The 23,473-nt window shown below is 72.2% G+C and carries 23 protein-coding genes; 10 read left to right on the forward strand and 13 right to left on the reverse strand.

From position 1 onward, the window contains the following. Positions 1–4 precede the first annotated feature (4 nt). Together ACFVYA_RS26080 and ACFVYA_RS26085 are read right to left on the reverse strand one after the other, a co-directional pair. On the reverse strand, positions 5–1,084 hold the full coding sequence (locus ACFVYA_RS26080; protein WP_387048608.1) for a GDSL-type esterase/lipase family protein: 1,080 nt from the start codon (positions 1,082–1,084) through the stop codon (positions 5–7). A gap of 52 nt (positions 1,085–1,136) precedes the next feature. Continuing rightward, entirely contained in the window at positions 1,137–1,769 is a 633-nt protein-coding gene (locus ACFVYA_RS26085) for a TetR/AcrR family transcriptional regulator (RefSeq protein ID WP_387048610.1), read from the reverse strand. 62 nt (positions 1,770–1,831) lie between these two features. Between ACFVYA_RS26085 and ACFVYA_RS26090 the strand changes: the two genes are divergently transcribed. Next, a complete protein-coding gene (locus tag ACFVYA_RS26090) occupies positions 1,832–2,461 on the forward strand; it encodes an FMN-dependent NADH-azoreductase (RefSeq protein ID WP_387048612.1) in 630 nt (209 codons plus the stop codon). Positions 2,462–2,464: 3 nt separating this feature from the next. Here ACFVYA_RS26090 and ACFVYA_RS26095 read toward each other — a convergent pair whose 3' ends face one another. Beyond that, complete coding sequence (locus ACFVYA_RS26095; RefSeq protein ID WP_387048614.1) at positions 2,465–3,355, reverse strand: LysR family transcriptional regulator; 891 nt, start codon at positions 3,353–3,355, stop codon at positions 2,465–2,467. A gap of 108 nt (positions 3,356–3,463) precedes the next feature. On the opposite strand from ACFVYA_RS26095, the gene ACFVYA_RS26100 reads away from it, so the two are divergent. Beyond that, complete coding sequence (locus ACFVYA_RS26100) at positions 3,464–4,312, forward strand: oxidoreductase (RefSeq protein WP_387048616.1); 849 nt, start codon at positions 3,464–3,466, stop codon at positions 4,310–4,312. Between the two features lie 10 nt (positions 4,313–4,322). Here ACFVYA_RS26100 and ACFVYA_RS26105 read toward each other — a convergent pair whose 3' ends face one another. Beyond that, positions 4,323–4,679, reverse strand: a complete 357-nt coding sequence (locus tag ACFVYA_RS26105) for a VOC family protein (RefSeq protein ID WP_387048618.1) — start codon at positions 4,677–4,679, stop codon at positions 4,323–4,325. Between the two features lie 176 nt (positions 4,680–4,855). On the opposite strand from ACFVYA_RS26105, the gene ACFVYA_RS26110 reads away from it, so the two are divergent. Then, entirely contained in the window at positions 4,856–6,049 is a 1,194-nt protein-coding gene (locus ACFVYA_RS26110) for an FAD-dependent monooxygenase (RefSeq protein WP_387048619.1), read from the forward strand. Here ACFVYA_RS26110 and ACFVYA_RS26115 read toward each other — a convergent pair. The 3 genes from ACFVYA_RS26115 to ACFVYA_RS26125 are packed head-to-tail and all read right to left on the reverse strand — an operon-like array spanning position 6,030 to position 9,965. Beyond that, the gene (locus tag ACFVYA_RS26115; RefSeq protein ID WP_285992023.1) at positions 6,030–6,698 is read right to left on the reverse strand and encodes an ABC transporter ATP-binding protein; all 669 of its coding nucleotides are present in this window, start codon (positions 6,696–6,698) and stop codon (positions 6,030–6,032) included. The two genes, ACFVYA_RS26110 and ACFVYA_RS26115, sit on opposite strands and share 20 nt — an antisense overlap. After that, a complete protein-coding gene (locus ACFVYA_RS26120; protein ID WP_387048621.1) occupies positions 6,695–7,387 on the reverse strand; it encodes an ABC transporter ATP-binding protein in 693 nt (230 codons plus the stop codon). Before ACFVYA_RS26120 ends, ACFVYA_RS26115 begins: the two co-directional genes overlap by 4 nt. Further along, the gene (locus ACFVYA_RS26125; protein ID WP_387048622.1) at positions 7,380–9,965 is read right to left on the reverse strand and encodes an FtsX-like permease family protein; all 2,586 of its coding nucleotides are present in this window, start codon (positions 9,963–9,965) and stop codon (positions 7,380–7,382) included. The genes ACFVYA_RS26120 and ACFVYA_RS26125 overlap by 8 nt, the downstream gene beginning before the upstream one ends. Before the next feature lie 284 nt (positions 9,966–10,249). Here ACFVYA_RS26125 and ACFVYA_RS26130 point away from each other — a divergent pair, with 284 nt between their 5' ends. The 4 genes from ACFVYA_RS26130 (at position 10,250) to ACFVYA_RS26145 (ending at position 13,747) form a co-directional block, all read left to right on the forward strand. Then, positions 10,250–11,965, forward strand: coding sequence for a glycosyl hydrolase family 18 protein (locus ACFVYA_RS26130; RefSeq protein WP_387048623.1), 1,716 nt, complete (start codon positions 10,250–10,252; stop codon positions 11,963–11,965). Positions 11,966–12,129: 164 nt separating this feature from the next. After that, entirely contained in the window at positions 12,130–12,663 is a 534-nt protein-coding gene (locus ACFVYA_RS26135; protein WP_387048625.1) for a carboxymuconolactone decarboxylase family protein, read from the forward strand. A 54-nt stretch (positions 12,664–12,717) separates the two neighbouring features. After that, entirely contained in the window at positions 12,718–13,461 is a 744-nt protein-coding gene (locus tag ACFVYA_RS26140) for a hypothetical protein (protein ID WP_387048626.1), read from the forward strand. Positions 13,462–13,579: 118 nt separating this feature from the next. Beyond that, positions 13,580–13,747, forward strand: coding sequence for a hypothetical protein (locus ACFVYA_RS26145; protein WP_387048627.1), 168 nt, complete (start codon positions 13,580–13,582; stop codon positions 13,745–13,747). 49 nt (positions 13,748–13,796) lie between these two features. Here the strand turns inward: ACFVYA_RS26145 and ACFVYA_RS26150 are convergent, their stop codons facing one another. The 5 genes from ACFVYA_RS26150 to ACFVYA_RS26170 all read right to left on the reverse strand — a co-directional run bounded on the left by ACFVYA_RS26150 (position 13,797) and on the right by ACFVYA_RS26170 (position 18,429). Continuing rightward, positions 13,797–14,690 (reverse strand): zinc-binding alcohol dehydrogenase family protein, encoded by an 894-nt coding sequence (locus ACFVYA_RS26150; RefSeq protein ID WP_387048629.1) that lies wholly within the window; start codon positions 14,688–14,690, stop codon positions 13,797–13,799. Positions 14,691–14,738: 48 nt separating this feature from the next. Further along, positions 14,739–15,599, reverse strand: a complete 861-nt coding sequence (locus tag ACFVYA_RS26155; protein WP_285992016.1) for a dioxygenase — start codon at positions 15,597–15,599, stop codon at positions 14,739–14,741. An 11-nt stretch (positions 15,600–15,610) separates the two neighbouring features. After that, entirely contained in the window at positions 15,611–16,402 is a 792-nt protein-coding gene (locus ACFVYA_RS26160; RefSeq protein WP_285992015.1) for a citryl-CoA lyase, read from the reverse strand. Further along, positions 16,395–17,552 carry a CaiB/BaiF CoA transferase family protein gene (locus ACFVYA_RS26165; protein WP_387048631.1) on the reverse strand — a complete coding sequence of 386 codons (1,158 nt, stop codon included), beginning with the start codon at positions 17,550–17,552 and terminating at the stop codon, positions 16,395–16,397. Before ACFVYA_RS26165 ends, ACFVYA_RS26160 begins: the two co-directional genes overlap by 8 nt. A 67-nt stretch (positions 17,553–17,619) precedes the next feature. Continuing rightward, positions 17,620–18,429: an IclR family transcriptional regulator C-terminal domain-containing protein gene (locus ACFVYA_RS26170; protein ID WP_285992013.1), complete on the reverse strand. Its 810-nt coding sequence runs from the start codon at positions 18,427–18,429 to the stop codon at positions 17,620–17,622. Positions 18,430–18,568: 139 nt separating this feature from the next. Here ACFVYA_RS26170 and ACFVYA_RS26175 point away from each other — a divergent pair, with 139 nt between their 5' ends. Together ACFVYA_RS26175 and ACFVYA_RS26180 are read left to right on the forward strand one after the other, a co-directional pair. Next, on the forward strand, positions 18,569–19,984 hold the full coding sequence (locus ACFVYA_RS26175; RefSeq protein ID WP_387048633.1) for an amidohydrolase family protein: 1,416 nt from the start codon (positions 18,569–18,571) through the stop codon (positions 19,982–19,984). A 16-nt stretch (positions 19,985–20,000) separates the two neighbouring features. Next, positions 20,001–20,495: a hypothetical protein gene (locus ACFVYA_RS26180; protein ID WP_387048634.1), complete on the forward strand. Its 495-nt coding sequence runs from the start codon at positions 20,001–20,003 to the stop codon at positions 20,493–20,495. A gap of 15 nt (positions 20,496–20,510) precedes the next feature. Here ACFVYA_RS26180 and ACFVYA_RS26185 read toward each other — a convergent pair whose 3' ends face one another. After that, complete coding sequence (locus tag ACFVYA_RS26185) at positions 20,511–22,001, reverse strand: right-handed parallel beta-helix repeat-containing protein (protein WP_387048636.1); 1,491 nt, start codon at positions 21,999–22,001, stop codon at positions 20,511–20,513. A gap of 607 nt (positions 22,002–22,608) precedes the next feature. Between ACFVYA_RS26185 and ACFVYA_RS26190 the strand changes: the two genes are divergently transcribed. Continuing rightward, positions 22,609–23,430 carry a hypothetical protein gene (locus tag ACFVYA_RS26190; RefSeq protein ID WP_387048638.1) on the forward strand — a complete coding sequence of 274 codons (822 nt, stop codon included), beginning with the start codon at positions 22,609–22,611 and terminating at the stop codon, positions 23,428–23,430. Positions 23,431–23,473 lie beyond the last annotated feature (43 nt).

Consider the following 23,473-nt stretch of genomic DNA (forward strand, 5'->3'; position numbering starts at 1 on the left):
TGGGTCAGCGGGCCACGACCTCCGGGACCGCGTGGAGCTTGCCGTCCGCGCCGGCCAGGCAGGCGGCGTTGCCGTCCTTGGCCGCCATGAACTCCGTCAGGCAGTCGGCGATCGCCGTGTGGCCGGCGGTGTTGGGGTGGAACGACTCCTGCAGCGCGTGCCCGGCGCGTTCGGCCTGGGCGAGGTCGGCCAGCTGCAGCGTCAGCCGGGTGAACCACTCCGTCGCCGGGTTCGCGCCGCCGCTGCAGGCTTCGTGCTTGACGCCCGCCTTGGCCAGGTCCAGGAAGCGGGCCCCGGTCTGCTGGGCGGCCGCCTTCAGGCCGGAGGACAGCACGCCGATGCCGGTCTGGGCGATCCAGCGCAGGTCTTCGGTGCGGAACGGGCAGCCGTCGAGGGTGCGCAGGTTCTCCGGGAGGTCCGGGCCGATCGGGGCCGCGTAGGACTGCAGGATCAGCTGGTAGTCCGCCGGAACGTACCCCGCCCGGGCGAGCACCGCCTTCACGTCCGAGACCGCCTTCGCGACCTTCGGCACCATCGCGTCCACTTTGGACTGCCAGGTCTGCTTCAGCGCCGTGCTGCACGGCGGGCCGCCGGCGTCGAACCACGCCTTGAAGCAGTCGTTGACCTGGTTGGAGAACTTCGGCTCGTCGTTCGCGCCGACCGCGATCACCACCGCGGCGACCCGGTGGTCCTTCACCAGTGCGGCCAGCTGCTGCGCCTGCGAACCCTCGGTCCACTGCTTGACGTCGCCGAGCGCGACCTGCTCGGCGGGTGCGCCGGAGCAGCCGAGGTTGACGTGCGCGGTGATGCCGGGGGCGGCGATCTTCCCGACGAAGGCGTTGGGGGAGCGGTGGCACCAGTTGCCGCCCTGGCCGTTGGTGGCGGCGGTGTACTGGCCGGCGCCTTCGCCGGAGACGGTGCTGTCACCCATCGCGACCACGGTGAGCGGGCCGGTGCCCGGCGGGCCCTGCCGCGGCTGCGGCTGCCCGGGTTTGCTTTCGGAGCCGAAGAAGACGAAGAACCCGGCCAGCAAGGCCACGCACGCGAGGACGAGGGCTCCCCAGTACCACCGAAGACGTCGCATCGCCGCCGATTCTACGGACCGGGTGATCGGCTCCGGCCGCGGACACCGTGCGTCACGGCAGCCACGTCCGGACCAGCCGGACGAGCGACCGCGCCAGCGCCGCCGGGCTGATCTCCCGGTCCCGCCGCCAGTGTCGGACCTGCTCGGCGGACAGGGCCGCGAGCAGGACGTCCGCGGCGATCTCGGGACCGTCGGCGCCGCCGGCTTCGAGCAGGTGCCGGCAGTGCTGCCGCCACAGGGTGTGCGCACCGGTGCGGAACCGGGCGCCGGTCGCGGCGGTCTCGGAGAGCAGGACGAGGTCCAGTTGCCGGTCCAGGAGTTCGAGGTAGGCCTCGATGAACGCGCCGAGGCGGTCGGCGGGTTCCGCGCCGGGGCCCAGGGGTGGCGGGCCGGTGAGGATCTGCTCCTGCAGTTCGCGTTCGCGCTGGTCGAGCAGGGCCATGGCGAGGCCGCTCTTGTCGCCGAAGCGGCGGTAGAGCGTGCCCTTGCCGACGCCGGCGGCGCCCGCGACGTCGTCCATGGTGACCGCGTCGACGCCGCGTTCGGCGAAGAGTTTCTCGGCGGCTTCCAGGACGCGGATCCGGTTGCGGGCGGCGTCCGCCCGTTCGCGGACGGGTGCCCCGAGGACGGGCAGCCCGGCGGGCGTTGACGAAGCGGACTGCGGTCCGCTATGGTTCGAGGACATAAGCGGACTCTAGTCCGATTCTTCGCCCGGCGGAAGCCGGCACCCCTCCGAGGAGCATCGACATGCCCGATCTGCTGCACATTTCCGCGTCCCCACGAGGCGAAGCGTCCCAGTCGCTGCGTCTGGCAGCTACTTTCCTGGACACCTACCGCAGCCTCCACCCGGACGCCGACATCGACGAATGGGACCTCTGGGACGGCTCGCTGCCCGCGTTCGGCCCGGCCGCGGCCCGCGCCAAGATGACCGTCTTCGGCGGCGGCACCCCGCAGGGCGAGGAAGCCGAGGCCTGGGCGGCGGCGCAGGCGGCGTTCGCCCGCTTCGACGCCGCCGACCGGATCCTGTTCAGCGTGCCGATGTGGAACTCCGGCGTGCCCTACGTGCTCAAGCAGTTCGTCGACGTCGTGTCCCAGCCCGGCTGGATCTTCGGCGTCGACCCCGCCACCGGCTACCGGCACCTGCTCGAAGGCCGTGGCAAGCGCGCCGCGGTCATCTACACCAGCGCGGTGTGGGCACCCGGGCTCGGCCCGGAGTTCGGCGCGGACTTCCAGGCACCGTTCTTCACCGGCTGGCTGAACTGGACCGGCATCGACGACGTGACCGAGATCCGTTTCCACCCCACCCTCACCGGCGACGCCGAAGAACTCGGGCGCGTCGCCGGAGAAGCCGCCCGCGACACCGCCAAGACGTTCTGACGGTCAGCCCGCCTGGGTCAGGTCCGTGGCCGCCGCCAGCTCGGCCGCGACGTCGGCGATCGCCCGCACCGCCGGGTTGTCGTTGCCCGGCACCCACACCAGTTCCGTGCGGGCGACGTCGCCGTCCAGCGGCACGAACGCCACGCCGGTGCGGCGCAGGCTGTGCGAGGAGCGGGCGAGCCGGGTGACGCCGACTCCGGCCGCGACCAGCCCGAGCAGGCCCTGCACGGTGGCGGCCCGCTGCACCACCCGCGGGGCGAAGCCGGCCGCGGCGAAGTCGTCGTCGTAGCCGCGGTGCCACGGCTCCCAGCTGCCGCGCGGGGTGAGCACCCACGGTTCGTCCGCCAGGTCGGCCAGCTTCAGCGACGCACGCCCGGCCAGCGGGTGCCCGGTGGGCAGCACCGCGCACACCTCTTCGGTCAGCAGCGTCCTGGAGGCCAGGTCGCCGACCAGTGGCGGCCGGGTGAACGCCAGGTCGAACCGGCCCTCGCGCAGGCCCTCGACCAGCTCGGCGATCGACGCCTCCGCCGTTGTCACCGCCAGCCCGGGAAACCGCTCCCGCACCGCGCGGACCACCGGCGGCAGCAGGTAGTTCGCCGTCGTGGCGAGGAAGACGAGCCGGACGTCGCCGATCTCCCCGCGCACCGCCCGGCCGAGCGTCGCGACGGCTTCCTCCGCTCGGGCCAGCACCGCGCGGGCCTCGGGCAGGAACAACCGCCCGACAGCGGTCAGCCGCGCCCCGCGCGTGTCGCGGTCGAACAGCCGCACGCCGAGGGCCCGTTCCAGCACGGTGATCTGCTGGGACAGCGACTGCTGCGCGAGGTGCAGCCCGGCGGCGGCGCGGGTGAAGCTGGTCGCCTCGGCCACGGCGACGAAGTAGCGGAGCTGCCGCAACTCGGGGTCACAGGCTCCGACTGTAGCCGCGGCAGGACATCGGTGTTGGCGCCGCGGCCGTGATCATCCCCAGGATGGAAGGGAGGAAAGCACTGGGAGGACACGAAGATGACGAACACCGACGGCCGCGTCTGGCTGATCACCGGCTGCTCCGCCGGCTTCGGCCAGGAGATCGCGCTGGCCGCCCTCGCCGCGGGCGACCGCGTGCTGGCCACCGCCCGCCGGCCGGAAACCCTGGCCGAACTGCGGGAACGCGGCGGCGACCGGCTCCGGACCGCGGCACTGGACGTCACCGACGCCGGGCAGATCGACACGGCGGTGCAGGCCGCGCTCGAGGCGTTCGGCCGGATCGACGTCGTGGTCAACAACGCCGGCAGCGGTTCGGTCGGCGCGGTCGAAGAACTCACCATGGACGAGCTGCGCGCGCTGATGGACGTGATGTTCTTCGGCGCGGTCGCGGTCACCAAGGCGGTGCTGCCGCACCTGCGCGCGCAGGGCAGCGGCACGGTCGTGCAGATCAGCTCGATGGGCGGGCAGCTGTCCCCGCCCGGCTTCGGCGCCTACTGCGCGGCGAAGTTCGCCCTGGAAGGCCTCTCCGAGGCGCTGGCCGCGGAGGTGGCGCCGTTCGGGGTGCGGGTGCTGATCGTCGAGCCGGGCGCGTTCCGCACCGAGTTCGGCGGCGGCCGCATGCACCGCTCCCGCACGATCGAGGCCTACGCGGTGTCGACCGGCGGAACGCGCGAAGCGGTCGAGAACATGGACGGCACCCAGCCCGGGGACCCGGCCAAGGCGGCCGCGGCGATCGTCCGCGCGGTGGGCAGCGACGACGCGCCGCTGCGGCTCGCGCTGGGCGCGGACGCCGTCGAAGCGATCCGCGCCCACCACCAGGCCCTCGCGGCGGACCTGGCCGCCTGGGAGGAGGTCAGCCGGGCCACCGCGCTCGATCAGTCCGGTTAGGACTGTTCCATCAGGACTGGGCGGGGTCCTGCAGCAGGCCGAGGACGTTGCCGTCGGCGTCGGTGAAGGTCGCCACCAGGCGCCCGTTGCCGACGTCCTTCGGCTCGTCCTTGACGGTCCCGCCCGCCGCGGTCACCTCGGCGAGCTTCGCCTCGATGTCCCCGACGTGCCAGTAGGTCACCGGCCCGGTCATACCCTGCTGCGCACCGTTCGGCACCAGGCCGATGTGCTGGCCTTCGGCGTCGTAGCCGACGTAGTAGGGCGCGTCGGCCTGCGGCTCGATGCCGAGCAGCGCGGTGTAGACGGCCTTGGCGGCGGCCAGGTCGGTGACGGGGTGCAGGACGGTCTTGATCCCCTGGGTGCTCATCTTCGGTGCTCCTGAAGTCGTGGTCTGCGGTATGTCGCTTGCGGATATCGCTTGCGGGACATCACTGACGCTATGCCCGGCCCGCTGACCACCGCTTCTCGATTCCTGATCGGTTGGCGCGGCCTCCGCCGCTAGACTCCCGACCGGCAGCGGAACGGACGTTTGGGGGGACCGCGATGAGCGGGAACAGGGTGTTGGTGGCCGGGGCGAGCGTCGCGGGGCCCGCGCTGGCGCATTGGCTGCGCCGGCGGGGCGCCGAGGTCACCGTGGTCGAGCGGGCACCCGGGCTGCGCCCCGGCGGCCAGGCGGTCGATGCGCGCGGGGTGGCCAAGGAAGTCATCAAGCGGATGGGGCTGGACGCCGCGGTGCGCGCGGCCCGCACCGAGACGGCCGGGGCGTACACGGTGGACGCCGACGGGAACGTGCTGGAGACCTTCAGCGCGGAGGACGACGGCGGCGACGGGTTCATCGCCGACATCGAGATCCTGCGCGGAGACCTGTCCCAGGTGCTCTACGACGACACCCACGATGGTGTCGAATACCTCTTCGGCGACCGCATCGCCGAGCTGACCCAGGACGCGGACGGGGTCGACGTCACCTTCGCGGGCGGCGACCGGCGGCGCTTCGACATCGTGGTCGGGGCCGACGGGCTGCACTCGGCGCTGCGCGCGATGGTCTTCGGGCCGCGCGAGCGGTTCGTCCGCCACCTCGGGCTGGTGCTGGCCTTCTACAGCGTGCCCAACGAGTTCGGGATCGGCCGCTGGATGCTCGACCACCAGGACCAGGGCCGGTCCGCCGGCCTGCGGCCCCTCAAGGACGACACCCGGGCGATGGCCATGCTCTCCTTCCCCTCCGCCGACTTCGAAGTCGACCACCGCGACATCGAGGCCCAGAAGAACCTGCTGCGCGAGCGGATGGCCGGCCTGGGCTGGCTGACCCCGCGCATCCTCGCGCACCTGGACGACACCCCGGACTTCTACCTCGACCAGGTCGCTCAGGTGGTCATGGACCGCTGGTCGCACGGCCGCGTGGGGCTGATCGGCGACGCGGCCTTCTGCTCGTCGCCGATGTCCGGCGGAGGCACCGGGCTGGCGCTGGTCGGCGCCTACCTGCTGGCCGGCGAACTGGCCGCCGCCGGGTGGGACCCCGAAGCCGGGTTCGCCGGCTACGAGACGCGGATGCGCTCCTACGTCGAGGCCAACCAGGAGATCGGCCGGCTGCACGTCCAGAGCCGCGACGCCGGCCCGGACGCCGAGCTCGACATGGAGGCGCTCACGCCGGTGATCGAGCGTGCGATCAACGGCGTCGACCTGCCCGATTACGCCGGTGTGCCGGACTCCGCGAATCCGGTCAGTCCAGCAGGGCGGTGAGCACTCCGTCGAGCAGGCGGACGCGGCGGTCGGCGATGCGGTGGACCTCTTCGTCGTGCGTCGCGACGATCACGGCGGCGCCCTCGTGGGCACACCGGCGCAGCAGCCGCAGCACCCGGGGCGTCGAGCCGGCGTCCAGGTGCGCGGTCGGCTCGTCGGTGAGCAGGACCCGCGGCCGGCCGGCGACCGCCCGGGCCAGCGCCACCCGCTGCTGCTGCCCGAACGACACCTCCAGGGGGTAGCGGTCGCCGAGCTCGCCGATGCCCAGCTCGTCCAGCAGGCCGGTGACCCGCTCGGCGATCGCCGAGGGCGCCGGGCGGGGGACGTCCGAGCGCAGCCGCAGCGGCAGGGCGACGTTCTCGGCGATGGTCAGCTCGTTGGCCAGCCCGAGCGCCTGCGGCAGCACCGCGCAGGTGTGCCAGGGCGGCGCGCCGTTGATCGGGACGCCGTCGAGCAGCACGCAACCGGAGTCGGGGGAGTCGAACCCGCACAGCAGCGCCAGCAGCGCGCTCTTGCCCGACCCCGACCGGCCCGACACCGTCACGAGCTCACCCGCGCCGACGCGCAGTTCCAGCCCGCGCAGCACCTCGATGTCGCCGCTGGGGTGGCTGAAACTGCGGCGCAGCCCGACCGCTTCCACGAGTGTCATGCCGACAGCTCCCGTTCTTCGATGCCTTCGAGCGCGCCCTTGTGCAGCCGGGCCACCCGCGCGCCGAGGTCGATCAGGCGTTCGTCGTGCGAGGCGACCAGGACCGCGAAATCCTGGTCCACCAGGTACTGCAGGGTGTCCAGCACCAGGTCGGCCGACGCCTCGTCGAGCTGTGACGTCGGCTCGTCGGCCAGGATCACCGTCGAGCGCGCGGCGAGCACGCACCCGAACGCCAGCCGCTGCTGCTGGCCGCCCGACAGCGCCGAGATCTTCCAGCCGCCGGTGCCGTGCAGGCCCAGCTGCCCGAGGATGTCCTCCGCCGTGCACTCGGTCCCCGCGGCCTCGGCCGCGGCGTGCAGGTTCTCGGCCACGGTCAGGTAGCCCAGCAGGTTGTCGGCCGGGTTCTGGAACACCAGCCCCAGGTGGTGGCGCCGCAACGCCCGCCGCTCGCGGTGCTTGAGCTTGCGGACGTCGGCGCCCTGGAACGTCAGCGTGCCGCGCGCGGGCTGCTCGAACAGCCCCAGCACCCGCAGCAGCGTCGACTTCCCCGACCCCGACGGGCCGGCGAGCACGGTCATCCCGCGCGCGGGCACGTCGAGACTGACGTCGTCGACACCGGTGACGACCCCGGCGGGCGTCGGGTAGTCGACGCCGATGCCGCGCAGGGAGAAGATCGGTTTCTCAGGCACGGATCAGCTCCGCGGTCCGGGCGGTGCGCACCGAGCGCACCGCGATCCAGCCGGCCAGCGCGACCACCGCCACGCCGATCACGACGACGGTCAGCACGAACGGCAGCGGATCCGGCAGCTCCGAACGCGGCGCGAGGAAGGTCGCCGGGTCGAACCGCGGCACCGACAGTCCCGCCACCGACACCCCGCAGGCCACGCCCACGACGATCGCCAGCCCGCTCAGCGCCCCCAGCTCCATCAGGTGGCTGGCCAGCAGGGTCCGCGGCCGCATGCCCATCCGCAGCACCAGCGCCCCGGCCAGGGCGTTCTGCCGCCGCCGGACTTCGACCGCCACGAGCAGCGCCAGGATCGCCACCACCCCGAGCACCGCGCCCAGCAGGGCCACGAAGGAGAACGTCCACGACACCACGAAGAACGGCAGACCGTCCAAAGCGGACTCGCGGCTGATCCGGTTCGGGATGAAAACCCCCGCCGCGCGCAGCGCGGTGGTCGCCTCCGCCATCGATGCGTTGGTCAGCACGCTCCACTTCGGAATGCCGTCCAGCTGCGCGTGGCTGAGCACCGTGCGCGAGACGACGTAACCGGGGGAGGTGCCGATCATCGGGAACACCGGCAGGTCGCCGGCGACGACCGCGTCGGGCAGGTCGTCGGGCATCCGGGCGTCCTGCTTGGCCGTGTGCCCGACCCGGATCACCGGCGTGCCGCGCCGGTCCGGCCGCGAGATCTTTTCGAGCAGCCCGGCCACGTCGTCGCCGGGAACACGGTCCACCGCGGCGCCGCGGGTGAACGTCGCCGGGTCGACCACCAGCACCACGCTGCCGGTTCCGGTCAGCTCGCCGACCACCGTGCTGTTCCCCGCCAGCGCCCAGGGCATCGGGACCTCGCCCATGCCGATCGGGCTGTCGGTGTCCAGCCGCGCGTTGCTGCCGACGAAGATCGCCGATTTGGTTTCGAGGGCTTCCTCCTGGCCGTCGGCGATGCCGATCCCGGTGGCCAGCGTCCCGATGGCGAGGGTGCCGATGACGAGCACCCCGGTCACCGGGGCGCGGGCGCCGGCCAGCCGCCGGATCGCCAGCTGCAGCGCCGGGTGCGACCAGAACCGGGCCCGGTGCGAGGCGTGCAGCGCCAGCCACGCCAGCCGCGCGGTCAGCAGGCCCACCGTCAGCACCACGAACACCGGGTAGGTCAGGGCCAGCGGATCCACCTGCGGCAGCGGGTTGCCCAGCCGTGACGTCGTGCCGTAGTGCGCCAGGCGGGTCCAGCCCAGCCACGCCATGCCCGCCGTCGCCAGCTCCCACGGGAAGTACGCCAGCAGCCGCACTTGCTTGGCACTGCCGCGGCGGATCCGGCCGAGCTCGAACTCCCGGTGCACCCGCACCGCGACGACCAGCGCCAGCAGCACCAGCGACACCGCGAGCGTCACGGCCGCGACCCCGGCGGCCCGCAGCTCGGCCGCCGGATCGGGGGTGCCGGGCGGGCCGTACACGCCGAGCAGCAGCCGCGCCGCGACCGCGCCGGCCGCCCCGCCGAGCAGGATCGGCAGGCCGAGCTCGGCGACGGCGAGCCCGCCGAGCGCCGCCGGGCCGCTGCCGCGCGCGGAGAGCAGCCGCAGCTGCGCGTGCCGCCGCTGGTACCACTGCAGGGCGACGGTGCCGAGGCCGGCGCAGCCGACCAGGACGCTGATCAGCGCCAGCGGCAGGATCGAGACGAACACGTTGTCCCGCGCCTGGCGGGAGATCTGCACCGAACGCTGGAACGTCGGGACGTCGGCGGCGATCAGCGAGCCGAGTCCCTGGGCGGTCAGGTCGGCGCGGACGTCGGCGACCAGGTCCTGCGAGCGCTGCAGCAGGTCTTCCGCCGAGCTCAGCGTCGTCGGCGCCGGTTCGTAGAAGGAGACGTGGAAGTACTGCATCGTCGGCAGGCCGATCGCCTTGATCGTGTCGTCGAAGGTCTTGCGGTCGGTGGCGAAGACGACGGAGTCGATCGGGTCGTCGACCAGCCGGTCGATCACGGCCCCGGACTGCTGGGAGCACCACCACCGCGGCGGCGGGTCGAGCAGATCACGGTAGATGCCGGTGACCGGCGGCAGCGGCACGCCCTGCAGGCTCGGCTTCGTGCCGACGCCGATGTGCTCGGCGTCGGCCACCACGTTGCCCAGCCACAGCCCCGGCGCGCGCGTGCCCTGCTGAAGCGTCACGTTGTCCAGGCCGGCCTGGTCGCGGTAGCCGAGGCGGATCTTGTAGTGCGGGTCGCCGTTGAACTCGGTACCTCGCAGCACGTTCGTGAACTGGCCGACGACGGGCGCGCCGAACCCGTGGGCGGCCGCGTGCCGCTGGATCGCGCCGGTCACCGCCGGGATGTCCTTGACCGGCATGTTGCCCTTGCCGAACATCGGGCCGTAGCTGTCCGGGCAGGTGATGTCCGTCTGGTACTTGACCGCGGCACCCCCGGCCGCCGATGCCTGCAGCACCGCGGCCGTGCCGAGGAAACACGCCAGCAGCGAGGTCACGGCCGCCACGACCAGCGTCAGCGGGCTGGAGAGGGCGGCCTTCGGGGCCGCCCGCCACGGCTTGGTCACTGTGCGTCGTCCATTCTTCCCCCACGTCACCCGCATGGACCAGGACGCTACCGGCCACCTCGCGCAGTTGGAACGTTTTTGTCACGATCGTTGCTCACCCCGTGTGTTCGAGCCGGGTTGTGCCGTCGAGCAATCACTACCGCCATCCGGCCGGTTTAGTGGTCTAGACCTTGACGAGCCGATTGGTCTGATCCAATCCTGAAGGTGTTCCCGCCGTGCTCCGCCGCCGCACGGCTCCCGCCGGCTCTGGAGCGCAGATGCGTCGACGCAGATCTTTCTCCCGATTGTCCGTTTCCCTGGCCCTGGCGGCGTTCTCGGCCGGTTCGCTGGTCGCCGCGGCCGGAACCGCCCACGCCGCCACGCCGCTGCCCGCGCACGTCTTCGCGCCCTACTTCGAGGCCTGGACCGGCGAGAGCCCGGCCGCGCTGGCGCAGCAGTCCGGCGCCAAGCACCTCACGATGGCGTTCCTGCAGGCCGCCACCAAGGGCTCCTGCACGGTGTACTGGAACGGCGACACCGGGATGCCGATCTCCACCGGCACCTTCGGCGCCGATATCGCCACGATCCGCTCCCGCGGCGGCGACGTCATCCCGTCCTTCGGCGGCTACACCGCCGACAACACCGGCACCGAAATCGCGGACAGCTGCACGAACGTCGACTCGATCGCCGCCGCCTACGAGTCGGTGATCACCACCTACGACGTCCCGCGCCTGGACATGGACATCGAGGACAACTCGCTGACCAACTCCGCCGGGATCGACCGCCGCAACAAGGCCCTCAAGAAGGTCCAGGACTGGGCCGCGGCCTCCGGCCGTTCGCTGCAGATCTCCTACACGCTGCCCACGACCACCCGCGGCCTCGCCGACAGCGGCCTGAACGTGCTGCGCAACGCCGTCACCAACGGCACCCGCGTCGACGTCGTCAACATGATGACCTTCGACTACTACGACAACGCCGCCCACGAGATGGCCACCGACACCCAGACCGCCGCGAACGGCCTGGTCTCGCAGCTGGGCACGCTCTACCCCGGCAAGACGCAGGCGCAGCTGTGGGCGATGGTCGGGATCACCGAGATGATCGGCGTCGACGACTTCGGGCCGGCCGAGACCTTCACCACCGCCGACGCCGCCACGGTCTACGACTGGGCCGTCGCCAAGGGCATCAACACCCTCTCCTTCTGGGCGCTGCAGCGCGACAACGGCAGCTGCCCCGGCGGCGCCGCGGCGGACAACTGCTCCGGCATCGCCCAGGACACCTGGTTCTTCAGCCACGCCTTCGCGCCCTTCACCGGGGGCACCTCCGTGCCCGGCAACGACTTCTCCGTCGCCGCCACCCCCGCCTCGGCGGCGGTGGACCCCGGCGGCTCGGCGTCGGCGACGGTGACCACCGCCGTGACGTCCGGCTCCGCCCAGCAGGTCACGCTGTCGGTCGCCGGCGCGCCCGCCGGCGTCACCGCGTCGGTCAGCCCCGGTTCGGTGACCGCGGGCGGCAGCGCGTCGCTCTCGGTCGCCACCACCTCGGCCGCCGTCCCCGGCACTTACCCGCTCACCGTGACCGGCACCGCCGCCTCCGGCCGGCACAGCACCACGTTCACCCTCACCGTCAAGGGCACCCCGCCCGCGGGCGGAGTGGTCAACGGCGGCTTCGAAACCGGCGTGCTGAGCCCGTGGACCGCCCCCGGCGACGCGATCGTCGCCTCGCCGGCCCACGCGGGCACGCACGCGCTGCAGGTGGTGCCCTCGGCGTCGGGCACCGGCGAAGCGGCGCAGAACGTCACGCTCGCCCCGAACCACTCCTACACGCTCACGGCGTGGGTCCAGGGCAGCTACGCTTACGTCGGCGTCCGCGGCGGGGCCACCGCGAGCGCGTGGACCTCGAGCAGCGGCTGGACGCGGCTGTCGGTGCCGTTCACGACCGGCGCGTCCGGTGCGGTGACGGTGTACGTCCACGGCTGGTACGGCCAAAGTGCCGTCTACGCGGATGATTTCGCAATTGGCTGAGGCTTTCGGGGGTCCGGGTGGCGGAGCCCCCGGCCCGGGGCGGAGCCCCGGTTGTCACGGAGGCTCTTCGGCGGCGGTCCGGTTGGGCAACACGGAGGTTGGCCGGGCCGCCGCGGGGCGCGAGACTGCTCGGGACGATCTTTCGCCCCCAGCAGGAGGAACCGATGCCGCACATCCCGCTCGACCCGCAGCTGCCCGGCATCCGGTCGCTGATGGCCTTCCGGCCCGAGACCGCCGTCCCGCTCAACCACCTGGCGCAGACCCTGCTGCGCGGCCCGAGCAGCCTGACCGTCGGCGAGCGTGAACTGATCGCGGCGGTGGTGTCGAACGGCAACGAGTGCCGCTTCTGCCACGGCAGCCACGCCGCCGCCGCGGCCGAGACCCTCGACGGCGGTCGCGCGGTGGTCGACGCGGCCTGCGTCGGGATCGACGACGCCCCGGTGGGGGAGAAGGTGAAGGCGCTGCTGCGGATCGCCCTCGCCGCGCGCGAGACCGGCCGCGCCGTCACCCCCGAACTGGTCGCGGCGGCCCGCGCGGAAGGCGTCACCGACGTCGAGCTGCACGACACGGTCCTGATCGCGGCGGCGTTCTGCATGTTCAACCGCTACGTCGACGGCCTCGCCACGGTGGCCCCGGACGACCCGGCGGTCTACGACCAGATCGGGAAGGTGCTGGCCGCCGAGGGCTACGACCGCTAGACGAGTTTGCGACGTCGGATAAGCTCCCGCCGGCAATGTTGAGGGGGGACTTCGATGTCGAGTTTCGTCAAGCCCGCGCTGTGGACGGCGGGGGTGCTCGCACTGGGCTTGCTGGCGTTCGGCGTGGTGCTGTCGCTGAACATCCCGTACCAGAGCACCGCCGTGCCCGAAACCATGCCGGTCACCACCTCGGCGACCACTCCCGCGCCCGCACCCGCGCCGATGGGCGCGTATGTCACCGATGTCCGGCCGGGCCCGGACGACCACACCGCGGTGCTGCACGTCAACCTGCCCACCTGCGCCGAAGCGCCGCAGGCCCAGGTCGAAGAGGTCGACAACCGGATCGAAGCCGGCGTCCTGTTCCGGATGGCGGACGGTGCGACCTGCCCGCACGCCCCGGCCGACTTCCCGGTGAAGACGGCCGCACCGATCGGGCAGCGGCCGGTGTACGTCAACCACGGCGACAGCTGGGGACTGGTGGCCGGCGGCTGGCAGAGGTGCGACCAGATCCTCGGCTGCTTCCCACCCGCCGACCACTGCAGCCGGGTGTGGGTCGCGCAGCTGGAGTTCAGCGCCGAGGCCGAGGACCCCGGCACCACGCGGGCGTGCGACCAGAACTGGCTGATCCACGACCTGCGGCGGCACCGCGGCGAACCCGCGCTCCGGGTCGCGTTCCGCTGGACGGGCACCGGCTGGGGCGACCTCGCCTCGGCGAAGGGCGGCGGCTGCGGCGAAATCCTGGCCGTCGAACCGAAGTTCCCCACCGCGCTCTGCCAGGACCTCAAGCCTCCGTCGTGACGTTGCCGGAGGACCGGGATCGGCAGGAAGACCAGCCGGCCGCCACGCCTGATTCGGGTGCGGAAGCGGTTTGGAAGCCGGATCCCGCACAATACGGGGGAACGCGAAGGAGCCATCGATGAAACGTGCTGTAGCTGCCGCTTTGCTCACCGCGGCCGCGCTCGCCGTGCTCGCCCCCGTGGCGTCCGCGACGAGCGGACCCCCGAGCGACCCGTCACCGGTCGGCGGGGTGGGAAGCGGTCCCTACATCGGCGATGTGCCGAAGCCCGGCCCCGGGGGCCGGTGACCGAGGTGGTCGCGGACCACGGTGCAGCCGGACACCCGCCCCGGGTGTCCTAGGGCACCAGCACGACGCGGCCCGGGCTGCTCCACGCCCGGGCCGCGTCCTGCAGCGGGACGCGCTCGTAGCCGACCGTCAGCGCGCCGGTCATCATCTGCGCCACCACCGTCAGGAGTGCTTCGCGGCGCTCGCCCGCGGTGAGTTCGTTGCTCGTGTAGCCGAGGATGCGCAGCGACCGGCTGCGCAGGACGGCCGAGGGGACCGGGCACACCTCGCCGGCCGCGCTGCCGAGGTTGACCAGCCGGCCGCCCGGGCGCAGGGTGCGCAGCGCCGCCGCGGCCGGGAGCCCGCACACCGGGTCGACCACCAGGTCGACCGGCCCGGCCGCCGCGCCGAGCCGCCGCGCCAGCGCCTCGGTGTCTTCGCCGTCCTCGAGCCGGATCGTGCCGTCCGCGCCGAGCCGGCGGGCCCGCTCCAGTGCCGCGTCCGACCGCGCGCACGCCACCACCCGCCCGGCGCCGGCCACCCGGGCCAGCTGGACGGCCGACTGCCCGACCACCCCGCCCGCGCCGAGCACCAGCACGGTCTCACCGGTGGCGAGTTCTCCCTTGCCCGTCAAGCACATCCACGCCGCGACGGCCGACAACCCGAGCGCCGCGACCAGGGCGTGATCGGCCCCCTCCGGCAGGGCGACCACGTCGGCGGACGCGGCCACGGCCCACTCGGCCATGCTGCCGTCACCGGGTCGCATGCCCGCCGCCGTGGCGAACCAGACCGGTGCCCCCGCCAGCTCTCCCACCCCCTGGACGCCCGGCACGTAGGGCGTGGCGGGCACGCCGAAGTAGGACGTGCCGGACGCGCAGAGCAGGTCGAGCGGGGTGATCGGGGCCGCCGTCACGCGCACGGCCACCTCGCCGGGCCCGGGTGACGGCTCCGCTCGCTCGGTCACCACCGGGGGCTGGCCGGCCGTCCGGAGCTCAGCCGCGCGCACCGGCGGTCACACCGGCTGCAGGACGAAGTCGTAGCGCGCTTCGAGCCACGGCCGGGCGGATTCGCCGCCGTCCGGCGTCGGCCCGGGATCGCGCGGCTCGAACGCGACCACCAGCTCTTGCTTCGTGCCGAACACGACGTCGCTGTCCAGGTACTGCGCGCCCTCCTGGAACAGGTGCGTGATCAGCGGCTCGAACCCGGCGGCGTTGACGAGGAAGTGCACGTGGGCGGGCCGGTAGTGGCTGATGTCGGTGCCCCGGATCAGCTCGCCGACCGGGCCGTCCATCGGGATCGAATACCCCTTCGGCGCGATGGTCCGCACGCAGTAGGTCCCGTCGGCGCGGCTGGTGTACTTCGCGCGCAGCCGGGCCTCGTCGACGTCCGGGATCTGCGACTCGTACGCGCCTTCCTCGTCGGCCTGCCAGACGTCGAGGACCGCGCCGACGACGGGGAAGCCGTCCAGGCCGCGGACCGTGCCGGTGATGTAGAGCGGCGTGCCGGGCAGGCCGTCGGACATGTCGCCGCCGAACCCCTTCTCCGGCGAGCCGTCGATGTGGAAGGGGCCGAGCACGGTGGCCGGGGTCGCCTTCGCGTCGAAGGCGTGGTTCATCTGCACCACCAGCATGCTCAGGCCGAGCACGTCGGAGGCGAGGATGAACTCCTCCCGCTTGTCGTTGCTGATCTGCCCGGTCTCGGTCAGCCACCGCATCGCGGCCATCCACTCGGGCTCGCTCAGCCGCACTTCGCGGGCGAAGGCGTGCAGGTGGCGCACGAGCGCGGCCATCACCTCGGCCGTCCGCGGGTCGTGCGCGCTCGCCCAGCGCTGCGCGGCGAGCTCGGTGATGTTGTCCTCGGTGACCAGCTGCATCGGCGTTCCTCTCACGCGTGCGGATCCGGCGGGACCGACCGGTTGTTCAGGTCGACGGACAGGAAGATGTCGTTGGCGACGGGGTGGCGCAGCTCCTCGGCGAGCTGGCCGATCAGCCCCGCAGTCCTGGCCAGCAACGCGAACCCGCGCAGCAGCTCCAGCGGCAGCCCGAGGTCGGCGAGCGCGGCGCCGCAGACCCCGGCCCCGTTGAGCGGCAGCGTCTTGCCCAGCACCCGCGGGTGCACCCGGCCGATCGCGGCGAACAGCTCCAGGTGCGGGCCGCGCAGGCCTTCGGCGTCGGCGATGGTGAACAGCCGCGGGGTGCGCGGGTCGCCGTCCTTGTGCACGTGGTGCCCGAGGCCGGGGACGAACTTCCGCTCCGCGCGGCACTTTTCGACGGTTTCGAGCGCGAGCGCGTCCCAGCCCGCTTCGTCGGTGGGCTGTTCGACGCCGGTGAGGACGTCGTGCAGGAACCGGCCGCAGTCCTCGGTGACGCCGAGGAACCGCGACCCGCCGCCCAGCAGGCCGGCCGCCAGGGCGCCCTGGACCGAGTCCGGCGCGGACAGGTACGTCAGCCGCGTGACGATCGCGGTCGGGGTGAAGCCGTGGTCGGCCAGCGCGGCCAGCACCGCCTCGAAGACCCTGGTTTCCCCTTTGGACGGACGTCGCTGGGTCGCCAGCCAGAAGGCGAGCTCGCCGAACCCGACCGTGCCCATGACGTCTTCGGCCAGGTCGTGCCCGAGCAGGGTGATCTTGTCCTTCGTGGACGCCCCGAGGGCGGTTTCGTAGACCGGGTCAGCCATCGGCGGCCTCCGTCAGCCACGCCCGCAGTTCGGCGCCGTGTTCGTCGAGCTCCGGCGGCGGCAGCCGGTAGCCGGCCGGGGTCGCGGAGAACCGGATGGGGTGGCGGGTCGTCGGGACCGCGCGGTCGCCGTCGCCGACCTCGACGATCGGGTCCAGCCCGAAGCGCTCGGCCATCGCGAACCCGCCGTCGATGGTGTTGATCGGTCCACAGGGGACACCGACCTTCGTCAGCGCGTCGAACCAGTCCACCGCACCGCGTTGCGCCAGCCGCTCGACCAGGATCGGCCGGAGCTCCGACCGGTTCTTCGTGCGATCGGCGTTGCGGGCGAACCGCGGGTCGTCCGGGACCTCGGGCAGGTCGAGGACCTCGCACAGCCGCCGGAACTGCCCGTCGTTGGCCGCGGCCACGATCAGGTCGGCGTCGGCGGTCGGCAGCGGCTCGTAGGGGAACACGCTGGGGTGGGCGTTGCCCATCCGGTAGGGCACCACGCCACCGGCGGCGTAGGCCGAGCTGTGGTTGACCAACCCGGTCAGCGCCGAGGACAGCAGGTTGACCTCGACGTGCTGGCCGGCGCCGGTCGCGTCGCGGTGGCGCAGCGCGGCCAGGATGCCGATCACCGCGTGGTTGCCCGCCATGACGTCGAACACCGAGATCCCGGCCCGGTACGGCGGGCCGTCCGGATCGCCGGTGAGGCTCATGAGGCCCGAGATCGCCTGCACCATCAGGTCGTAGCCGGGCACGTGCGCGCCTTCGCCGGCTCCGAACCCGCTGATCGAGGCGTAGACGCTGCCGGGATTGGCCCGGCGGACAGTGTCGTAGTCCAGGCCGTACTTGGCCAGCCCGCCGGGCTTGAAGTTCTCGATCAGCACGTCCGCGCGGGCCGCCAGCTCGCGGGCGACGACGGCGTCGGCCTCGTCGCGCAGGTCGAGCGCGATGGACCGCTTGCCGCGGTTGACGCCGAGGTAGTAGGTCGAGACGTCCCCGCGCACCGGCGGCATCCACGTGCGCGTCTCGTCGCCCTGCGGGCCCTCGACCTTGACGACGTCCGCGCCCAGGTCCGCGAGCAGCATCGTGGCGTACGGGCCGGCCAGCACCCGGGAGAAGTCCGCGACCAGCAGCCCGGACAGCGGGCCGGAGGGTGGTTCCACGCGACGCCTCCACTCGTGTCCGCCTGTCGGACTAATGTCCGCAGTTTGCTCCCGAGTGCCGCCGCGGTCAAGGTGCCGCGGGAACCGTGACGTGCGGGACGCTGTCCAGCCGCGCGAAGTCCGCGCTGATCTCCCCGGCGGTCTGCAGCAGCAGCGGCAGGTGGTGTTCGAGCAGCTTTTCGACCGGGGTCTCGGCCGCGTGGCAGTTGACGTTGACGCCGGCGATCACCCGCCCGGACCCGTCGCGCAGCGGCGCCGCCACCGACCGGATGCCCAGCGCGAGCTGCTCGTCGGTGAGCGCCCAGCCGCGGGCGCGGACCTCGCGCAGCTCGGCGTCACGCTCGGCGCGGTCCGGCTGCCAGCGCGGCACCAGCCCGGACCGGGTCGGTTCCGCCAGCACCGCCTCCAGCTCGTCCGGCGGCAGCGCCGCCAGCTGGACCTTGCCCAGCGACGTCGGCAACGCGGGGAACCGGGTGCCGATCTGCACGCTGAGGCCGACGATCTTCGGCACCGCGACCCGGGCGACGTAGACGATGTCCGAACCGTCGAGCTGGGCGATCGAACACGACTCGTTCGTGCGCGCGACCAGCCGTTCCAGGTGTGGCCGGGCCACGTCCCACAGGCCCATCGAGCGCACGTAGGCGACGCCGAGGTCGAGCACGCGCGGCGTGAGCGCGTAGCCGCGCCCGTCGGTGCGGACGTAGCCGAGTTCTTCGAGGGTGAGCAGGATCCGGCGGGCGGTCGGGCGGGCCAGGCCGGTGGCGGTGGCCACTTCGGCGAGCGTCATCTCCGGCCGGTGCGGCCCGAACGCCGTGATCACCTCGAGCCCGCGCGCCAGCGCTTCGATGAAGTCGGGACCGGTTCCCTCACGTGGCATGACGCCACCTCCCTCTGCAGTCCTGCCCGCAGCGTAGCCGTGGGGATTGACACCGGCGCGGTGCTGGACGAAAGTGGCGGCACCCGCCGAGTGTCCGTAGAGCGGACAAGTGTACGCACTGTTCGTAATGGAGGCAGTCATGTCCGGATCGATCGTCCTGCGGGGTGGCACCGTGCTGACCCTCGACGACGCCCGCCGCGTCCTCACCGGCGAAGATGTCCTCGTCGAAGGCGACCGGATCACCGCGATCGGGTCCGCCCTGGAGGTCCCGGCGGGCACGACCGAGATCGATGCCTCCGGCGGCATCGTCCTGCCGGGGATGATCGACACCCACCGCCACCTGTGGCAGACGGCCATGCGCGGCTACGGCGCCGACTGGACGCTGACCCAGTACTTCGTCTGGTACTACCTCGAATGGGGCAAGGTGTTCCGCCCCGAGGACATCTACGCGGGCAACCTGCTCGGCGCGTGGGAAGCCCTGGAAGCCGGCGTCACGACCACTGTCGACTGGTCCCACGGCCTGCAGACCACCCGGCACGCCGACGCGGCGGCCGACGCGCTCGAAGCCGTCCCCGGCCGGTTCGTCCTGGCCTACGGCAACATCCAGGACGCCCCGGCGAACTGGACGGCCACGGGGGAGTTCCGCGACTTCGTCTCGCGGCGCACGGGCGGTGACCTCGGCTTCCAGCTCGCCTTCGACGTCACCGGCGACCCGGCGTTCCCCGAGAAGCCGGCCTTCGAAGTGGCCCGCGACCTCGGCGTGCCGGTGACCACGCACGCCGGCGTGTGGGGCGCGACCGGCGACGACGGCATCCGGCTGATGTACGACCACGGGTTCATGACCCCCGAGACGATCTACGTCCACGGCGCCTCGCTGTCGGCGGACTCCTACCACCGCATCGCCGCCACCGGCGGTTCGGTGTCGGTCTCGACCGAAAGCGAGCAGAGCGCCGGCCAGGGCTACCCGCCCACCTGGGCGCTGCGCAAGTACGGCATCCCGGTGTCGCTGTCGATGGACACCTCGGTGTGGTGGAGCGGCGACCTCTTCTCGGCCATGCGCGCCACCCTGGGCGCCGACCGGTCCCGGGAGCACCTGGAGGCCCACGCCAAGGGCGAAACGGTGACGCACGCGGCACTGCGGGCCGAACAGGTGGTGGAGTGGGCCACCCGCGGCGGCGCCGCGGCACTGGGCCGCTCGGACCTGGGCAGTCTCGAGGTCGGCAAGAAAGCCGACGTCGTGCTGCTGAAGAACGACGATTCCCCGGTGTCGTTCCCGCTGCTGAACCCCTACGGTCACGTGGCGTTCCAGGCCCAGCGCGCCGACGTCCACACCGTGCTGGTCGGCGGCCGGGTCGTCAAGCGCGACGGCAAGCTCGTCGGCGTCGACCTGCCCGCGGTCCGGCGGCGCATCGAGGAGACGGTGGCGCACCTGCGCACGCAGCTGGGGGAGGAGGCGTGGCGGCAGGGGATGAACCCGGACGTCCCCGAGGCGAAGATCCTCGACAACCCGTACACCTACACCGACTACCAGAGCGACACCACCCACGGCGGCTGAGCTACCGTTCTCCACCGTGGTCCAGGTCTTCGTCCAGCCCGCCTACGGCACCGCGGACGCCCGCCGCTACGGCGCGGAATCCCTCGACCGGACCGTGGCCTTCCGCGAGCTCGCCGACCTGCTCGAGCCCGCGGACCTCGCCCGCCTCGACGCCCTGCACCCGGGCGGCCGGGCCCGGTTCTGGGGCGCCAAGGACAAGTACGACCGCCGGATGGACACCGTGACCACCGGTGACGTCGTGCTTTTCACCGGCCGCAAGCACGTCCAGGCCACGGCCGAGGTGGGCCACGGGTTCCGCAACCCCGCGTTCGCGCGCCGCCTCTGGCGTCCGGACCCGGGCAAGTGCGTGTTCAGCAACGTCTACAGCCTGCGCCGCTACCGGCGCGTCGAGCTGCCCTACGAGGCGATCTGGGCGCTGCCCGGGTTCACCGCCGGCGACAACTTCATGGGCCTGCGGTTCCTGGACGAAGCGAAGTCCGCCGCGGTGCTGGGGCTGCTCTCCGCGCACTGAGCCGCGCGGCACCACTCAACAGCGCGGCATCACGTCGTCGAAGGACGCGCAGTTGTCCTGGTACCAGGGTGTCGACTGCCACTGGTCGGCCGTCAGGATCCGGGAGGTGTCGCCAGCGACGAACTGCCAGGGCCCGTAGTAGGAGTTGCTGAACCAGTAGTTGCCCTGGTCGCGGGTGATGGCGTCCTGGACCAGCGTGCCCTTGTACGGCGACCAAGAGGGGTAGGTCCCGTAGTTGGACAGCAGCGCCATCTTGCCGCAGTTCCCGTTCGCGCAGCCGACGCGGGCCGGATCGAAGCGGAACGTGTTGTCGTGCACCTCGACCAGCTGGGTCTTCCAGCGGCAGTCGTCGTACAGCGGCGGGGACTCGATGCCCGGCGCCGAGCACTGCGTCCGGTCGGCGACGAGCTTGGTGCAGGTGTTGATCGAGGTGTTCGCCGGGCTGTTGCAGAACCGGTCGGCGTTCTCCCACGCGGTGACGCCGGACCAGTTGTCCTCGAAGGTGTTGTCGTAGATGTCGATGAGGTGGGTCCGGGCCGGCACCCGCGGCTCGCCGCCCGACTCGGACAGGTAGACGCTCGCCACCGGGAAGTTGTCGCCGCGGTCGCCGCGGCGCTTGCCCGCCACCAGGCTGTTGCGGCGCAGGACGTTGTCGCGGAACACGAGGTTGTAGCTGATCTCGTAGAACAGCGCCTCGGCGTCGTTGTCCTCGATGAGGTTGTTCTCGATCAGGAAGTCGTTGTTGTCGGTGTCGGCCCAGAGCCCGGCGCCGTGGTTGTGGTGGATCCAGTTGCCGCGGACGTCGGCCTTGTCGACCACCCAGAACTTGATCCCGCCGCTGCACCCGCAGCCGGGGTTGCGCGTTTCCCAGTCATCGGTGTTGTTGCCCGAGATTTCGTTGCCCTCGATGATCAATGCGGTGATCGTGCTGTCCGACCGGTAGGCGTTCATGCCGTACTGCCCGTTGTTGCGCAGGCAGCTGTGCCGTACCTCCTGGCGGGCACCGGCCATGATTCCCGCGCCTTTGTTGTTCTGCACGGTGGTGTTTTCGATGATCCAATGCTCGCCGGAATCGTGGTTCACCACGCCCTGGTCCTGCGGGGCGACGAAGTTCTGGATGGTGAGCCCGCGGATGACCACGTCCTTCGCCTGCTGGGTGAAGGCCGCGCGGTTGATGCCCTGCCCGTCGAGCACCGCGCCGGGGGCGCCGAGGTAGACGTCGCCGTCCTTGGGGATGACCTGCCCGAACGGGTCCGCCGCCAGCAGGTGCGTGCCCGCGGGCAACCAGAACGTCGTGCCGGGCGGCGACTCCTGCGACTTGTGGTAGAGGTCGCCGGGTACCGCGGCTTCGATGGCGACCGCACCCGCGGGGGCCGTCGTGTCCGCCAGTGGCTGGTGATCGCACACCGGTCCGGGCGTCACCGCGTCGGCGGCCACCGCCGGTCCGGGTGGCACGAGGAACGCGGCAAGCAGAACGACAGCCAGAATGGATCTGATCGGCGACATGCCGTGAACCTACGCAATTGACCGCGCAACGGCGTGGTCCGAACGAGTCCATTTCCGCGCTTTTCGGGTATACCAGGTAACGATAAAAGCAGTGATTACTCCACGACTGTGAATACCGTGGGAACAATCGATGGACGGCTCTGTTATCGTGGTCCGGCGGCGGCTCGTGGCCGGAATTCCCCGCCGGGCCGGCGCTCGGGACGCTTGTCCGGGGTGCCCGCGGCTGCGCCACCTGCCGCGTTCCGGGCAGCCGGCCGGCCGAACGTGGCCGCGGTCGATCGGCCGACGGCGGCCGCGTCGTCCCGCCGAGCCGCCCCCCGCTCCGTACCACGGTTCTTTCCGCTAAACGGAGGACTACCTGAGCGAGTGATTTACCGGCATTCATTCCGGCCACTACCGCGGCGGCGAACTAGGCTGGTCCGACCCCATTCCGCGACTGTCCTCCACTTGGCGGTTCCCGCGCACCGATCGGGTATTTGCGCAGGTCAACGCCCCATCGTGACCCCAAGGTGACGGTAACGTGACCGACCGGACAGAACTTCTGCCCCGGCCTCCGGGCCCCGAATGAAACCCGGTTGCCGCACTCAGGAAGGAACCCCGAGAAATCATGTCCACATTGCGACGACTGGCTGTCGCCGGCGCTTTCGCGCTGCCGCTTTCCCTCGTCATCGCCGGGCCGGCGACGGCGCACCCGCTCGGCTGGCCGCACGACTCCTGGAGCGCCGAAAGCTCCAGCAGCTGGGCCGGCATCGGCGGCGCGGGCACGACCGACACCGACGAAGGCTCGACCTGGTGGGGACACCACTGGTCGGACTCGGACTCGGCCGTGGCCGGCATCGGCGGCGCCGCCGTGACGCACAGCGGCGAGTCCGGCGACGACGGCTGGAACCACGCCTGGCACCACCCGGTGCACAACGGCTGGCACGACGGGGACGACGACGACTGCGACTACGACGGCGACGATCACCACCACTACGTCACCGGCGACTACGACGACGACGCCCCCGACGTGATCGAGCACCACCACGCCGTGAGCCACCCCGACCCGGTGAACCAGGAGCCGGCCGGCTACGTCGTCCACCCGGTCTACGACGCCGATGACGACGACGCCGACGACGTCGGCTACTACGCCGAGCAGCACTCGGCCGGGGCGGACGGCGCCACCTCGGCGCACGTCGTGAGCCACGCGGGCGAGCACCACGCCACGTACGACGCGGAGAAGCTGACGGCCGGCCCGTACGGCGCATCGTCGGAGGGTGCGCACGCGGTGGCCGTGCCGGACTACGCGGGTTACCACGCCTGGTACACCGCGGCGGGTGTGGGCGGTGCCGCGGCGCACTCGGTCACGGCGGTGGCCGACGCCACGGACGACGACGACGTCTGGGCCGACCACGACGCGGACAGCGACTTCGACTACGACCGGGGCTGACGCTCCCGATCGAAGCCGAGGCTGAGCGAGCCGGGTACGCAGC

Source organism: Amycolatopsis sp. NPDC058278, assembly GCF_042881395.1.
Lineage (GTDB): Bacteria > Actinomycetota > Actinomycetes > Mycobacteriales > Pseudonocardiaceae > Amycolatopsis.